We start from the raw sequence: 16,373 nt of genomic DNA on the forward strand, positions 1-16,373 counted from the left end.
ATCTAGAAGTTAATGTTAACACCGAAACTAAATACTCTTTGCTGTGGATAATAGTTACCTGCACCGTTTTCAGCTTCCGGGTCAAAGTTTTTAAGCTTACTCCAGGTAACCAGATTAAAGCCACTGGCAAAGACCCTTAATCTGTTTAGCTCGAACGTTTTGATGGCAATTTTTGAAAATGTGTACCCAATGTTTAAAGATTTTAAACGCAGGTAAGACGCATCTTTTAACCAGACACTTGAAGTACGGTCGTTATTGGAGTACGCACCAACAACAAGGGACGGGAACTCGGCTCCTGTATTTGTCGGAGACCACGCATCCAGCATGTAATGAAAGATCCCTCCCTGAAATGGTATGCGCCCATTTGTAGAATAAAGAAAGTTCATGGCGGCAGCTCCCTGAAGAAGAAAGTTTAAATCAAACCCTTTCCAGTTCAGGCCTCCGGATAAGCCCAGCATAACCCTTGGTGCAGGTGTATTATCAGACAATACTTTTTGGTCATTACTATCAACGGTCCCATCACCATTTAGATCTGCATACTTAATCTGTCCAGGCAGTGGTTTTAGTCCGAACTGTTTGCCGCCCATCCAGTTGTCGGCCTCAGCCTGACTTTGGAAAAATCCTAATGCTTCATACCCCACTCTAAAGCCTAAAGGTCTGTTAATCTGTTTTTGAAAGTCCTGGGCGTTGGCAGGATCATCAATTTCTTTTACCCTATTCTTAGCATAACTGCTAATGAACTTCAGGTTGTAGTTTACACTACCTATTTTACTTTCATGCGAAAGTACAAGGTCTATACCTTTGTTCAACACTCTGGCATAATTTTCATTCGGTAAACTACGACCAAATGTACCTGGAACAGAACGGGTTCTACTCCATAAAATATCCCTGGTATCTTTAATAAAGTAATCAAATTCTATCCCCAGTTTATTGTTCCAAAGGTTTGCCTCGAAACCAATATTTGTATTATCAGCTTTTTCCCAGGTGATGTCAGGATTTGGATAAACACCATAATAGGTCAGAGCCTGTGGTACTCCATTGAAGAAAGGCCCAGCATTGGTAGCCAAAGTAAATGCATCCTGGAATTGAAATGCACTAACCTTATCATTTCCAACCAAGCCTTTCGAACCTCTTATTTTAAGGTTTGTAATAAATGCTAATGAAGGGTTGTTTTTGATAAAATCTTCTTCGGAAATCCGCCATCCAGCTGACACTGCCGGGAAGAACCCAAATCTTTTTCCTTCCGGAAAAATATAGGAACCGTCATATCTGAAAGATGCATCCAGCAAATAACGGTCGTTAAATACATAACCGATTCTGCCGACCAATGCTCTCCTGGCATCATTAATTAAACTACTTCCACTGATAGATTGGTTTTTTGGCCCACTTACGAAAAATTCATCTTTTGACACAATTGGAAAATCCTGCTTAAATGCATTGAACTGATCTCCCTGAGACTCATTGTCTTCGTACAACAACAATCCGCTAAAATCATGCTTACCAAACTTACGCTGATAATTTAATGAAGCATTGAAAAAGGTGGAATAACTCTGGTTAAATGTTTCAGATAAGCTTGGCAATGGCCCTACAGTTTTTGTCCCTGTTATTTTTCCATCAGCATCTTCATTGTACATGGCATAAGGCAATGAGAATGCCTTTCTAAATCCATACTGCTTTCCGAAGGACACCTTTGCCTGGGCACTAAGGCCTTCTGTAAGCACATCTAACTTTTGGGTAGCGCTTAATGTACCCTGAAATGTATTTTGTAATAATCGGTTATAACCTGAATTCTTGATCTCTTCACCTACATGGTCTCCACCATTGTTTACAGGTCTTCCACTTGGAAAGTAAGCCCTGTAGGTGGGATTTGCCCTCACTACATGTTCAAATATAGTGTTGGCATCAATCCTTGGCGTTTCATTGTTCTCTTGTCTTCCTTCTAAATCTATACCAACACTTAAGGAATTGTTGATTTTTGCATCAATGTTTGAGCGGAATTTATAGGCTTTGTAGCTGATATTATCATACATCCCGCTCTGATCAACAGTACCCAGAGAAAGAAAATACTTGATGGCTTCGGTACCGCCATTTACGGTCAGGTTATGATTCGTGATCAGTGGATTCTTCTTAAAAGTAGCTTTGTACCAGTCTTCGCCATCTTCTCCCCGCTCATAACGTCCAATCGCTTCCTGTTTAAAAAAGTTTCCGGCCTGCGCAGGGTTATTAGGATCAAAACCCGCATTCAACAGCCCCTGATTGTAAGCTTTTGCATATTCCGCAGCACTCATTACCTTAGGATATAATGTAGGTTGCTGAATTCCAGTATTTCCGCTATAACTAATGGAGGGCTTGCCAATTTTTCCACGTTTAGTGGTTACTAAAAATACGCCATTGTTAGCTCTGGCTCCATATACAGCAGTAGCGGCCGCATCTTTCAGGACACTAATGCTTTCGATTTCATTGGGATCAAAAGCATTGAAACTATCTCTTTGTACTCCATCAACAATGATTAACGGACTGTTGTTCCCAAGTGTACTAAAGCCTCTGATGTTTAGATTAGAACCGCTACCCGGCCTTCCATTTGGATTGGTAGCCACAACACCAGATAACCTTCCTGCAATCATGTTGGAAAGGTTTGAACTTGGTGCTTCTGTTAATTCTTTTCCGCTTACAGTAGCAACTGATCCCGTCAAATGGATTTTCTTTTTAGTACCGTAACCGATAACAACCACATCCTCAAGTTTTTTATCGTCAACCTGCATTAAAACACTTAAGTTATTTTGGTTAACCAAAACTTCTTTTGTCTTGAATCCTATATAAGAAAATACAATAACATCACCCATGTCGGCTTTAATGGAAAAGGTTCCCTGGGGCGTAGAAATTGCCGAAATACTTTTCCCTTTCACACGGATATTTACACCAGGAAGAGACTCCTTAGTGAGGCTGTCTCTAATTGTTCCTGTAACATTCGTTTCAATCGTTTTGTCGACGACCTGAACTTTACGCCTGATCATGATCATCTTATCTTCTATTATAAAACTCAGGGGCAAATTGGCCAATGATGCTTTCAATGCCTGTTCGACCGAAGCGCCTTTAAGATTCAGTTCAGCAACCCTGTAACTGGTCAATGCGTCCCTGTTATAAACGACATCATACCCACTTTGTACCCCTATCTTCGTCAGGACAGCTATCAGGGACACGTTTTTTTCATTAATCGTAATCTTTTGGGCAAAGCTGTTTAGTGCTTTAGCCTGTAAAATGCCGGTCAGTAAAATTATTGCGATTACCTTTATCATAAAAAGGAATTTAAAGGTATAGCGTGATAGCTTACCTCGATTATTGGTAATTTTTTTATACATTTAGTTGATTGGTTTAAGCGGATCCACAATGATGCATCTCGCTGGTTGATAATTCCTTGTCAAATTAATTGTCTGACTCCAATCATCCACCGGGAGTGCTTCCAACACTCCCGGCTTATTTTGGAACCAGCCTTTAAGCACATTTACTTAGTCATGCTGATCCTCCTTCCTTCAATTTTAATTTTAATGTCACCCGTCCCCTCCAACATTTTCAGTACGCCTTCTAAATTCCGTGTACGGGAAATACGGCCTCCAATATGGAGATCTGCCAATGCAGGATCATAGCTGATATCTACATCGTACCACCTGGAAATATTATTGACAATTGTCTTAAAATCCTGTCCATCAAAGATAAACCGGCCATTTTTCCATGCAGTTTCCATTTCTACATCTGCCATTACAACCTTTGCTACGCCCTGGTTAAAAATTGATTGCTGCCCGGGCTTTAAGTGTGTCTTTTTATTTATTACCACAGCTCCTTCGATCAGGGTGGTTTTAATCGCTGTTTCCTCAGGATAAGCATTCACATTAAAATGTGTTCCCAGAACCGTTATCTCCTGATTTTTTGAAACCACCATAAAAGGACGTTGCTTATCCTTAGTAACCTCAAAATAAGCTTCCCCTTCTAACTCCACTTTTCTTTCTTTTCCCCTAAAGTTTACCGGATATTTCAGCCTGGATTTTGCATTTAGCCAGACATGAGAGCGATCGGGTAAAATAACCTGCCATTGTCCCCCTAAGGGAGCTTCGATCGTATTGTAATCATGTGCTGTATTTTTATTTGTAGTGGGGTTTACAGCTTCATATATTAAGCCTCCATCTGGCGTTTTGATAATGCGTATGCCTGACTGAACAGCAATTTGTCCGCTGGCCGTATCGTTCAAATTTATTTTTTCTCCATTTGCTAAGGTTAATACTGCCCTATTAGTTCCTGGCTTAATTGGTGTCGCATTTACTACTTGTTCCTTATTATCTTTATTTTCTGATTTTGGAAGCCACAGATAGACAGCACTTGCAGAGATTAATAATACGGCAGCAGCAGATATCCACCGATTCATTTTTAAGGTTCGCCCCCCCTTAGTTTTTTTCTTAACATTGTCCAATAGACGATTGCTCAATTCTTCTTCTGAGTTATCTTTACCCGTCCAGGTTAACGGCTCAGTGGCATCCATGTCATACCATTTATCAAGTATTTCCTTTTCCTGAGGCGTAAGTGTTCCCTTTAGCCATTTATCTGCTAATTGGTTCAATTGGGCTCTCGTAGGCTCTGTCATAATTTAAGGCATTTTTTTACATAGTGTGTAAAATTGGTGCGCTACCCTATATGACCCTAAAAAAAATTAAAAAAAAGTAAGGAATTGCCCGATAGAAGTCCGTAAAGATCTTAATGCCCTGCTGATATGGGCTTCAACAGTTTTCTGAGATAAACCGAGATCATTTGCAATTTGTTTATCCGTTAAACCTGATTCCCTGCTCATCCTGAACACTAACTGACACTTTTCAGGAAGCTCTTTAACTGACATCTCGATTTCGGATTGGAGATTATAAAAATTCAGCCACTGTTGTGTGGAGTCATCTACAACGTACGAGTGATCTATTTCCTCCACATTATTGGATGCCAGTTTCTTATTCACAGCCATTTTTGCCATGATTTTAAACCGGAGTATAGCGCTAACATAAGTATGAAAACTATTCTGAATTATTATTCTCCGGCGACTGTTCCAAATGTCAATAAAAACATCTTGTACAACTTCCTCAGCATCAAAATCTGATTGCAATTTAAATATGGCTTTGCAAAGCATTTTCTTCCAATACCTGTGATACAGTAATGTAAACGCTTCCTCATTGTCTTGCTTTACCAGAGCAAACAATTCATTGTCATTTAAATTGTCTATAATATTCCCCATTAAATCTATCCCAAAGCTATAGATGACTTATATTTGATTTCATAAATATATTTCAATGATTATAGTTCTAAAATAGACTATATGATTATTACCATGGACTTTTCTATTGTTTGAATATCAGTTACGTCGACAAAAAAAGGGATCTCATTTCTGAAATCCCCTCTTTCTTTAGTGCTCCCCTTCGACCTGAACTCAAAAAGTTTTATGATGATTTGAAGAATATCGCAGGGATCATTGGATTAGTTGCTTACCGACCAATAATCTCCAATATATTTTCATTTTCAATGATCATCATTCCCTGCCGGTCACTGGTTATCCCTTCTTTAAGCAGATAGGTGTACTTTGGCACACTTCCTTCCATTATAGTGGGCAGGTACCTGAACTGAATATTTGCACAACGTTCCCTCAACTCTTCTCCAACTTCAATAATATGCGTAGAGATCACAAACAGACAATTTGTATAATTAGCAAATGCCTGGGAAACGGCAAGAGTGGCATCATAAGCATCCTTAACATTGGTTCCCTTAAACAGTTCGTCAAAAAGCACCAGAAGGTTTTTACCTGCACTCACCTGCTGCGCAACATCCTTCACACGAAGCACTTCGGCATAAAAATGACTATAACCCATATTCAGGTTATCCGGAACATTAATAGATGAAAAAATCCCTTCCATCACCGAAAATTCCAGGCTTTTAGCTGCAACAGGAAAACCCAGATGTGCCAGGTACATACTCAAACCTATGGTTTTCATCCAGGTCGATTTACCCGCCATATTCGCGCCGGTCAGAAAAAGCATATTTTGCTCCCGATTTAATGAAATTGAATTGGCAATGGCTTTGTCCAAAGCAGGATGGCTCAAGCCCGAAGCCTTCAAACAATCCACAGAGGCAGGCAGTGCCCTTGCATAGCCCATCCCCTTTAACCTGGCTACATCCGATACGGCAATATATACATCAAGCTCATAAAGCACTTTAAAAACCAATTCCAGTTCTTTCTTTAAAGTTTTGCTGAGCAGGTAATGATAGCGGCTTAACTTAAAGAACGACAGTTCAGCACTTTCCTTTAGCAGGTCAGTCAGCCGTTGATCTCTGAAAATCTGTTTCAGTTTCCCAATATCTGCCATCAGGGGATGATTTTCCGCATCCTTAAACTGCTTCAGGTAGTCAGACACCTTCCTCAACAGATCTATTGTAGCTTTTAGTCCATCGGTTAGCTGTTCATATTCGGGAGAATGGAAGACGGCATGCGATAGTTTATGCTTTAACAAACCAATGGCAGATCCGATATAACCAGCGTCATTTCCTTCATGCAGGTATTTTTCTGCCTTCTCTATCTTTTCCTTATCAAACGGGAAGGCCAGTTGCTGCTGCTGAAAATAATGAAAAACAGCACTTCGCCTGTTGATCTCATCAGGATCTGACAAAGGATGGTTAAATATTTGTTCCAATAGCCGCTCCCCACCCACAGTCTTCACCTGGTTGAACAAGCTATAGATCGAGTTGCGTTTATATTTCCCCGTAAGATTCAGGTCTTCCAGGCTTTGCTTATCAATTATAAAACTCATATGCTCAATTTCTTATTCAATATATCCAGTATCCCTTCGTTGTTTATGATAATCATGCCATGCCGGTCGGCCGTAATCCCTTTTTCAAGGCGGTAAGTATACACCGGCAGCTTACCATCCATTTTAGTAGGCAGGTAAACAAAGTTGATGTTATTACAGCGCTGTTTCAATGTATCTCCCGCTTCCATGATATGGGTCGACATTACAAACATGCAGTTTCGTTTGGCAGCAAAAGCAGATGTAATTGCTACTGTGGCTTCATAAGCATCTTTAACATTTGTGCCACGGAAAAGTTCGTCTATGATGATGAACAGGTGCTTATTCTGGCCCAGCTCCTGCGATACCTTTTTAATCCTTAAAACCTCTGCATAAAAATGGCTCATTCCCCTGCCCAGATTATCCGGCAGGTTAATGCTGGTATAAATACCTTCTCTTACTGAAAAGCTCATTGCTTTTGCAGGTACCGGAAAACCCATATGCGCCAGGTACATGGCAGTCCCCAATGATTTCATCAATGTAGACTTACCGGCCATATTGGCGCCGGTAAGGAAGATCACATTACCTTGTGGGTCAATCCGCAATGAGTTGGCCACCGCCCCCTTTACAAAGGGATGATATACCCCTTCAAATACAACTTCCCCTCGCTCTGCAGGCATTGCATCGGGATAACAAAAGCCCCGCTGAACTGCAATTCCAGCTACTGAAAGATATACGTCCAGCTGATAGATGGCCTGCAAACAAGACCGGATTTTGTCTCTTTTCTTAAAACGCAGCAAAACATCATAACCTGCGACTGCGGTATAAGACAAAGTTTTACCGGCATTTTCTTCCATAAAACCATTAAGATCAGCATCCTGCAGTAATGCTTGCATAGGCTGCACCTCAGCCGAATAAGGGTGTTGCCCATCAGTTCCGGTATTTTGCCCAAAATCAGGATCAGCAAAAAAGCGCTGAAGATCGGCAAGAAGCTGTCGGAGGGCGGTTACACCATCATTTATACTTTTGGTATGTGGATCGGCCACAACCAGGCCCTTCAGTTTTTCCGAAACCGAAGATTCCCTGGGCTGTAATTTAGACCGTTCATCAGTATTCGACAAATACTGTTCAATGACATCAAAAAGGGCAGGCTGAAATGGAAAAGCTAGTTTTTTAACTGCAAAATACTGAATGATCTTGCTGCGTGTATTGATTCCCTCAAAATCGGCCATTGGATAACGGAACATATCAGCCAGTTTTTCTGCTCCTCCACTGGTTAAAGTTTTATTGAACAGACTTAAAATAGAATTTGCGCCTGGTTTACCAAAAACCATTAAATCATTCAGCGTTTGCTGATCGGTTGAAAAATGCATCATTGTTTATTTGCGTTTACGTCGTATCAGTAATATCGCTCCTGCTAAAAGCAGGACAGCTGGAATAACGAATAATATAACCAGTTTAATTCCTTTCACACCATCACTTGTCACGTTCAGTGAATTATCGGTAGTACTGGCACGGTTCGTTTCAATCGGGAACTTTCCATAAGTGAACCAGCCTAAAAGCCCCTGGTAGAATTTACCATTTGCGGTTTCAGGATAAACCTTTCTTGACAGTTCGATATTGCTTAAAAAATCTGCATCACCTGTAACCAGGATCCGCTGCTCTTTTGCGTCTATATTTCTTGTTAAATATATTGCAGTAGGCAGCGCCTTCATCTCATCGCCAGCCTTCGGATTAAAAATCACATCAGCCGAATCCAGTACCAGTTTCCCCGTTTTATTCCAACTCGATTTCCCGTCTGTACTCAACAAAGTCCGGATTTTAAAATCACCGTTATTAACAAAAGTTAAACCTGCTGCCCCATATGTATTTACAGGCGTCTTGCGGTTGTACATGCTAATAATCCTGCTTCCAAATTCATCCCCTACGGCCGATACATATGACTTCACTTCATCAGGTGCAAGACTCTTGTTTCCCTGCACTATGGTGCCATCCATTAATTGTACACCCAGGCGTTTTAAAATGGGATTTAAAACGGATTGCTTTCCTGGTTCTCCTGCTAAAAGCAGGTTTCCGCCCCCATCAATATACTGCTCAATTTTTTTCAGGACAACAGGATCAAATTCAGCGCGCGGGTCTGCGATCACCAGGGCAGTCAGCCCCTTCGGGATATCCTGTTCTTTTAACGACAAACTCAGTACATCAAATCCCTGATTGATCAGTGCTGCCCGGGTATTTACTTCGCTGGTAGCCATTTTATAGTGCCTGTCTCCCGATTTGTCGATGCTGCGTTCTTCTTCCCCCTGTAAAAAGGCAATCCGTGGAAGCGGAACAGTTAAACGCTTCAAAGCAGCTACAATCTCAATCTCAGAAGGATAAACATCAAGATCATCGAAAACACGCAGAAAAGTTTTTTTGCCTTTGTATTCCAATAGCATAACCAGGCGGTTCTTCTCTGGTACCAGATTGATCATTTTCCTGATTTCAGCCGGCTTTATAAACCAGTCCAGATCAACCTTAAAAGCTTTGGCCCTGTCTTTGGCTATCTGTTCCAGTGTTTTACCGGGATTAGTTTTATATATATATTCATTCCGGGTACTGTCATAATAATTTACATAGTTTAGCCTGATGTCTTTTTTAAAACGGATATATTCTTCCCAGCGCCTTTTATCGGCATTTCGGGATCTTCGCTGCCCGTAAAAATAGGTATCATCCAGAAAATTGACATAGGTAGTCACTGTTAAAGGTTCATCTCCCAAGTCCTTTATTACTTGCTGTGCCTTTTCACTAATTGTATTCATACGGGTACGGGTAGTATCCCAATAGCCAACAAAACCGGGCATCGAACTCACATATCCGACTACCAGGACAACGGCTAAAACCATGCTGTATCTAAGGGCAGATTTCATCCAGCTATCGGAATCCCTCTCGCCTTTTAGTTTTAACCAGGCAAAAGTCAGGAACATAGCTGTAATCAATACATAATAGAGCACATCTTTGGTGGTAATCAGCCCGAAAACCATAGTTTCGGTACGGCCTGAAATCGACAGATAACTGGTCAGGTCTCTAAAAAAATCGTAATCCTGCCATAAACCACCCACAAACTTCAGCAGCGCAAACACTGCGAACGTAGCGATAGCCGCAACCACCTGATAGGTACTCAGACAAGACATGAAAAGTCCTATTGCAGCATATGCACTAAGTAATAAATAGACTCCCAGCAGACCACTAAAAATCAGTCCTGCATCCAGTGATTCAATATGAAAGGAAGCAAAAACCACAGAGATCATGATGACCATGATCATACACAGGTTAAAGATCAGCATCGCTACATACTTCCCTAAAACAATGGAAGAAAGTTTAACCGGCGAAGAATAGAGTAATTTAATGGTACCAGAGTGGGTTTCCCGGCTGATCAGTCCCATCGTTATCAAGGGAATATAGAGGTATAAGTTACTCAGTACTGTTGAAATTAAAAGCCCGCCCTGTTGCGGATTGGCAAAAAAATTAAAGGTTAAATTTCCCAGCAGGCGGCCAAGCTCCTGATCTGTTACCGCGTAATCAAGCTTATCTACATAGGCCATGCCCAGCTGAATGTGAAAAAGTATCAGTAAAAACCAGGCAATCGGAGAATAAAATAATGCACTTAGCTCCACACGAGCTATTCTAAGTATTGTTTTCAAAATATTTAATTAACTGATTTGGTATAATTGGACAATTGAGCGAATATTTCATCTAATGAGTTTTTGTCAAAAAAGATCTCTCTCAGGTGCCAGTCGTGATGAACACTCGTTTTGATGATCCGGTCGGTTACTTCATGATCACCATCAAAATATATTTTCAGGCTCCGCGCGGTCAGGAACTCTACTTTGGTAACCCCTTCTATTTTTAAGAGTTCTTCCCCGGCAGGCGGACGGTCCATTTCTACCCGTATACTTTGTGCGGCCACATAATTATTAAAGGCGTCCATCGTATCAGAAAAAACCAGTTTACCCTGATCTATCATTCGAATTTCCTTACAAAGCAATTGTACTTCTGAAAGGATATGCGAAGAGAAGATCACAGCACGTTCTTCTGCAATTTCTTTGATCAGCGACCGCACTTCAATGATCTGGTTGGGGTCCAGTCCATTGGTCGGCTCATCTAAAACAACCAGTAAAGGTTTGTGGATAATAGCCTGGGCTATCCCCACACGTTGCTGGTAGCCCCCCGAAAGGTTCCCGATCAGGCGTTTACTGAAATGCGTAAGTCCGCACCGTTCTTTGGCCTCGTCTACAGCCTTCCCAATCATTCTTTTGTCCAACTGTCTTAAATAGCCGCAGTGCAACAGGTACTCATCAACAGTTAGTTCTTTGTAAAGCGGTGCCTGCTGAGGTAAAAACCCGATTTCCTTTTTTGCCAGCTCAGGTTGTTTCCGCAAGTCAATCCCATTAATAAATACACTGCCTTTGGTTTGGTTCAATACCCCGCACATGATATTCATGGTTGTAGATTTTCCGGCTCCGTTAGATCCCAGCAATCCTAAAATACCGGTTTTGTTAATTTCAAAACCGATATCCTGGATCGCCCAGGAGCTACTGTATTTATGAGACAGTCCCTCTACAGAAATAATACTTTCTTTCATTGTGTGTTATTGGTTTTTCATGACGATACCATCGCCCTGAAACGAATTCAGGGCGACCATATCTTTTTTATAAAAATTATACGCTTAGTTTGGCGTCAGGAATGGGTTCTTTTCCCGTTCTGCCAGTGGTACAGGATACAAAACAGCCCCTGGCTTCCAGCCAGGTTTTTCAGCACCCAGTATGGCATCGGCAGTACCGGTTCTTTTCAGGTCGAACCAGCGGTTGCCCCATTCGCAGAAAAGCTCAGTCTGACGTTCCTTCATCAGGGCTTTCAATGCATCGGCTTCTGATAATGTGTTGCTCAAATCAGGTAAAGGGTTCGGGATTGCTGTAGTAGCTGCTGCTCTTGCCCTGGTACGGAGCACATTCAGGTCATCTATCCCTCCTGCAATGTCCCCCAGATGAATACGGGCCTCTGCACGGATCAGGTATTGTTCAGCGAAGCGAAAGATCATATAATCTTCAACCGTAGAAGCGGGTACTTGTGCAGTATTTTTATATTTATAAGGATAATAATAATTCTGACCACCAACAGTTGATATTCCTAACCATTTTATCATACGTGAGTCCCCGGGTTCGAAGGCGTTTTTGAGGTAAGTGCTTAGCGGATAAGTTGGCATAAGACCATTGAAAAAAGGGATAAAATTATCGGTATCCTTAACCCTCAGGTACCTGGAATCAAAATGGGCAGGCAACTGCCATATGGCTTCCTTGCTGCCATCTAGAAAAACGGCATTCAAATCCGTTGGCAGGGTATATACCCCCGACGTAATTACTGAATTCGCCGCATCATAAGCTGCCTGCCAATTCTTGCGATACAAATAGACCTTTGCTAAAAAAGCCTCGGCAGTATAACGGTTTGGACGAAGCCGGCCTGCCGAAGGATAATTCAGTGCCAGATCCTGCTTTGCTTCGGTAAGGTCCTTAATGATCTGTGCATACACCTCATCCACAGAGTTACGCGGCAAAACGGCATTTACTTTATAGTCAGTTGACGTAATTACCGGTACTCCCCCAAACAGGTTAACCAGGTTAAAATGATAGAGTGCCCGCAGCACTTTCATTTCTGCAACAATCTGCTTCTTGAAAGTTGCAGACAGCTTGCTACTACTCCCTACCTGCTCCATGATCGTATTTACAGGATATATTCCTTTGTAGGGATCAGCCCAGAGGATAGCAACCGTGGTATTGATATCAGTCTGACTGTAGCTATAAAAGTCAGCGATATTTTGATTGGTGCTCGTTGTAGAAAACTCATCAGCAGAAAGTCCCGTGGCAATAGTTAAAAAACCATTGTTAAAGGTAAAACCACCCAGAGAGGGATAGGAATAAACACCTGCAACGGCCATCATGGTCACGGTACTATCAGCAAACTGCTGCTCCTGTGTAATCTTGGTAGGTGGATTTCCGGGGATTTCAATTAATTTTTTGCAGGAAGCTGCTGCCAGTACAATAACCAGCAAACCCATTATTACTTTATAATTTAAAAAAAAGTTCTTTTTCATGACGGTCGGTAATTAAAGGTTAAAGTTTAATCCAAAGGCTACGATACGCTGAACCGGCAAAGCAGTATAACTGCTGGTCAGCTCCGGATCTCCTACCTTATAATTGGTGAACGTTAACAGGTTCTGTGCGTTTGCAAAAACCCGACAACCACTGATATGTGCTTTTTTCAGCCAGGCATCCGGCAGTGCATACGATAAAGCCAAAGTTTTTAAACGCAGATAAGTATCATCGCTATAAGCCCCTGAAGAATTACTAAAACTTCTGGATGCAGTACTGGCAGCCGATGAAAAATTAACAGATAATTTCTGCATAGTAGTCTGATCGCCAGGATTCTTCCAATAATTAAGTGCTTCGACAGGTAAATTGGTCATACTCATTCCTGGTGCTGACCCAACATACAGCGTATACAGGTAGTTTGCCGCTGTCCTGCTCGAAAACTGGAAAAAGGCCATAAGGTTAAACCGCTTATAAGTAAACGAGTTTCCAATTCCTCCCATATATTTAATCTCCAGGTCTGCAATTGGTACCTGGTCGCCTCCAACAGCAGCTACACCGCTTTTTGGCATATTGGTTATATTTCCGCTTTTATCGTAGTACTCGAACAAGCCAGTAGTTGGGTTAACACCTTTATACTTGTAGCCCATGATAATGGAAGTTGGCTCGCCGATCACATATTTAGAATTGTAAGGCGACGATTCAAGATTTGGGAAATCCAGCAGCTTGTTGTCATTAAAGCTGATGTTGAAATTTGTTGTCCAGCTGAAATCCTTTGTTTTGATATTGGTTGAATTAACCGAGAACTCCCAGCCCTGATTTTGAATGGTAGCAGGAATATTTCTCAACACTGAAGGAAATCCGGCCTGGCCTGGAAGTGGATAACCGCCAAGCTGATCACTTACCCGATTCCGGTAATAAGTAGCATTTAAAAGCAGGCGGTCCTTGAAAAATCCGAGGTCAAGCGAAACATTCAGTGCTTTCTTCAAAGCCCAGCTGTACTCAGGATTGTAAAGGTTATATGGCGTATTGGGTCTGGCGCCCTGGAAAGGAGGCAGTGTACTCTGCAATTGCCATAAAGCCTGATATTGATAAGCCTCAACACCATCAGTTCCGCTGGTTCCATAACTACCCGAAAGCTTGCCATAGCTGATCAAAGGCAATGCCTTATAAAAACCCTCTTCCTCAGAAAAGATCCAGCCTGCACCCACTGATCCAAAATTACCGAATTTACGACCAGCACCAAAATTACTTGATCCATCGCGTCTGCCCGTTAAGCTAAGGATATATTTCTGATCATGTACATACTTAACCCTGGCAAAACCTGCAGCGTATTTATAAATATCACTGTCATCAGAGGTAAGTATTGATGCCGCACCATTGATGGAGCCCAGAAAATAATCGCTTGCATAACTGTTTCCTATCATCCTATTGGTATAGCCTAAGTTCTTTTTATAAGTACCTCCCAGCAAGGCAGTAAGCATTCCCTTTCCCCATGAATAGCTATAATCTAACTGCGGCTCTATATTGATAGACTGGTAATTGTTATTGGAAAATTGTGCCGAAGCATTTGCATAGGCCGGATTTTGCGCAGCAGCCGGGTTCGTTAAATGCCCCTGGGAAGTATTGCGGCTATAACCCATATTCACACTTACATTTAAACCAGAAAGTATTTTATAGCCCAAACGCAAAGTATTGTTCTGATTATAATTCTGTAATAGCGTTGGCCTTCTAAGGTAAGCTATAAACTGGCTGCCAAGCAGGTCTACACCTTTATAGCTCCATACCAGGTTTCCCTGTGCATCCTGAAGTTCAGGTAAATTAGGAGGTAGCAGCGCATACTGTCCACCACCAAAACCCGGTGAATTATTCTTTGCATAGCCCAAATCCATGATCAGATCTACAGTCAGCCTGTTGTCTGCAGAGTTATGATGAAATGCGCTGTGCAGTGTCATTCGCTGATCTGCAAAACCCGCTCCAGGGAAATTAAAGTTACTATGGGTATAACCTGCTGAAACCAAAAAAGTATTGTTTACACTTCCGCCTGATAAAGTACCATGCAAATCGGTATTGGTAGTTGTTTTTCCAAACATAACCTTCTGCCAGTCTGTATTTTTATTCTGGTCAAAGATCATCAGATCAGGTGCATAACCAGGCCCAAAGGCTACAGTAGGTGTAATTCCATCTGCAGCAAAGGCATCTCTGCGCATCTGGAAATACTGCTGCGCATTCATCAGTTCCGGTGCCCTGGCAGATGTATTAAAGCTCGTATTGGCGTTCAGGTTAAATGTGGTCTTACCGGCCTTTCCACGTTTTGTGGTAATGAGAATAACCCCATTGGAACCTTGCGTTCCATAAATAGAGGTAGCATCGGCATCCTTAAGTATGGTTATGCTTTCTATATCTGCAGGATTGATCCCCATAAAAGGGCTCATACCTACAGGCTGGTCACGAATGCCCAGATCCGCAAGGTTTGAAAGCTGACTGATATCGTTATTTTGTGGGGCAAAAGGTGTCCCGTCTATGATGAACAATGGCTGATCAAAAGGCTTGAAGCCCGAAGAATTGGACAACATGGTATTCTGGCCTCTCACCTGGACTCCTACCCTGCTGCCCGGAACCCCGCTTGTTGCAGTGATGGCCAGACCGGGTGCCTGCCCCTGCAGGGTAAGCAATAAATTAGCGACCGGTTGTTCTTCTATTTGTTTGGCCGAAACTGTTGCAACCGAACCAATAGAAAACCGTTTAGTATCCGTACCGTAAGCAATCACCTGTACCTCATCAAGCTTAGAATCACTAAGTTCCAGAACAATAGATTGTAAATCTGAACTTGCTTTGATTTCTTTCTTTGTATAGCCTATAAACGATACTTCAAGCACAACATCCTTCTCCACTCCCTTTAAATGGAATTCTCCATTCCGATCTGTTGTAACGGTTTGTTTTGAGCCCTTTACCTTGACCGTTGCTCCGATAAGCGGGCCTCCCTTACTATCCAGTACCCTGCCGCGTACATCAATAGCAGCAAAAGCAGATACCACTTTATCCAGAAAGGAAGGCGATTCGGTTTTCCTGCTGATGGAAACTGTTTTTCCCTTGATCTCGTAGTCAAGTGGCAGCCCTTTTAAAACTGTCTGAAGCGTTTCTTCAACAGTTGCATTGTTAATTATAATACTTATTTGCTCGCTCCCGCGCACAACTTTACGGTCGTATGCAAAATCATAGCCACTTTGTTTGCGGATTTCCTTTAACACAAGTTCGAGTGTTACATTACGTTGGTTAAGCGTTATGCGCTGGGCAAAGCCGGCGGCGCTGACCTGTATGAGCGTTGCTATCAATATTACGGTGGTTAAGCGCATAATTAGCAATATTTTAGAAATGTACCCACGAGGCACACCCCATTTCATGGTGAAATTTTTATACATTTACATCTAGTTTGGTTAAG

The 16,373-nt window shown here is 41.9% G+C and carries 9 protein-coding genes; all 9 read right to left on the reverse strand.

Annotated elements, in window-relative coordinates; all coding sequences use genetic code 11:
• Positions 1 to 2: 2 nt before the first annotated feature.
• The 9 genes from R2Q84_RS16150 to R2Q84_RS16190 all read right to left on the reverse strand — a co-directional run bounded on the left by R2Q84_RS16150 (position 3) and on the right by R2Q84_RS16190 (position 16,353).
• Complete coding sequence (locus R2Q84_RS16150; RefSeq protein WP_316817610.1) at positions 3 to 3,296, reverse strand: TonB-dependent receptor; 3,294 nt, start codon at positions 3,294 to 3,296, stop codon at positions 3 to 5.
• A gap of 206 nt (positions 3,297 to 3,502) precedes the next feature.
• Positions 3,503 to 4,633 carry a FecR family protein gene (locus R2Q84_RS16155; RefSeq protein ID WP_316817611.1) on the reverse strand — a complete coding sequence of 377 codons (1,131 nt, stop codon included), beginning with the start codon at positions 4,631 to 4,633 and terminating at the stop codon, positions 3,503 to 3,505.
• 66 nt (positions 4,634 to 4,699) lie between these two features.
• Positions 4,700 to 5,266, reverse strand: a complete 567-nt coding sequence (locus R2Q84_RS16160; RefSeq protein WP_316817612.1) for a sigma-70 family RNA polymerase sigma factor — start codon at positions 5,264 to 5,266, stop codon at positions 4,700 to 4,702.
• Positions 5,267 to 5,513: 247 nt separating this feature from the next.
• On the reverse strand, positions 5,514 to 6,830 hold the full coding sequence (locus R2Q84_RS16165) for a MutS-related protein (RefSeq protein ID WP_316817613.1): 1,317 nt from the start codon (positions 6,828 to 6,830) through the stop codon (positions 5,514 to 5,516).
• Positions 6,827 to 8,182 (reverse strand): MutS-related protein, encoded by a 1,356-nt coding sequence (locus R2Q84_RS16170; RefSeq protein WP_316817614.1) that lies wholly within the window; start codon positions 8,180 to 8,182, stop codon positions 6,827 to 6,829. The genes R2Q84_RS16165 and R2Q84_RS16170 overlap by 4 nt, the downstream gene beginning before the upstream one ends.
• Positions 8,183 to 8,185: 3 nt before the next feature.
• A complete protein-coding gene (locus R2Q84_RS16175; protein WP_316817615.1) occupies positions 8,186 to 10,489 on the reverse strand; it encodes a Gldg family protein in 2,304 nt (767 codons plus the stop codon).
• Positions 10,490 to 10,494: 5 nt separating this feature from the next.
• Positions 10,495 to 11,430: an ABC transporter ATP-binding protein gene (locus R2Q84_RS16180; protein WP_316817616.1), complete on the reverse strand. Its 936-nt coding sequence runs from the start codon at positions 11,428 to 11,430 to the stop codon at positions 10,495 to 10,497.
• Positions 11,431 to 11,514: 84 nt separating this feature from the next.
• A complete protein-coding gene (locus tag R2Q84_RS16185; RefSeq protein WP_316817617.1) occupies positions 11,515 to 12,936 on the reverse strand; it encodes a RagB/SusD family nutrient uptake outer membrane protein in 1,422 nt (473 codons plus the stop codon).
• Positions 12,937 to 12,948: 12 nt separating this feature from the next.
• The gene (locus R2Q84_RS16190; RefSeq protein WP_316817618.1) at positions 12,949 to 16,353 is read right to left on the reverse strand and encodes a SusC/RagA family TonB-linked outer membrane protein; all 3,405 of its coding nucleotides are present in this window, start codon (positions 16,351 to 16,353) and stop codon (positions 12,949 to 12,951) included.
• Positions 16,354 to 16,373 lie beyond the last annotated feature (20 nt).

It is taken from the genome of Pedobacter nyackensis (assembly GCF_032678475.1).
GTDB classification, from domain to species: domain Bacteria; phylum Bacteroidota; class Bacteroidia; order Sphingobacteriales; family Sphingobacteriaceae; genus Pedobacter; species Pedobacter nyackensis_A.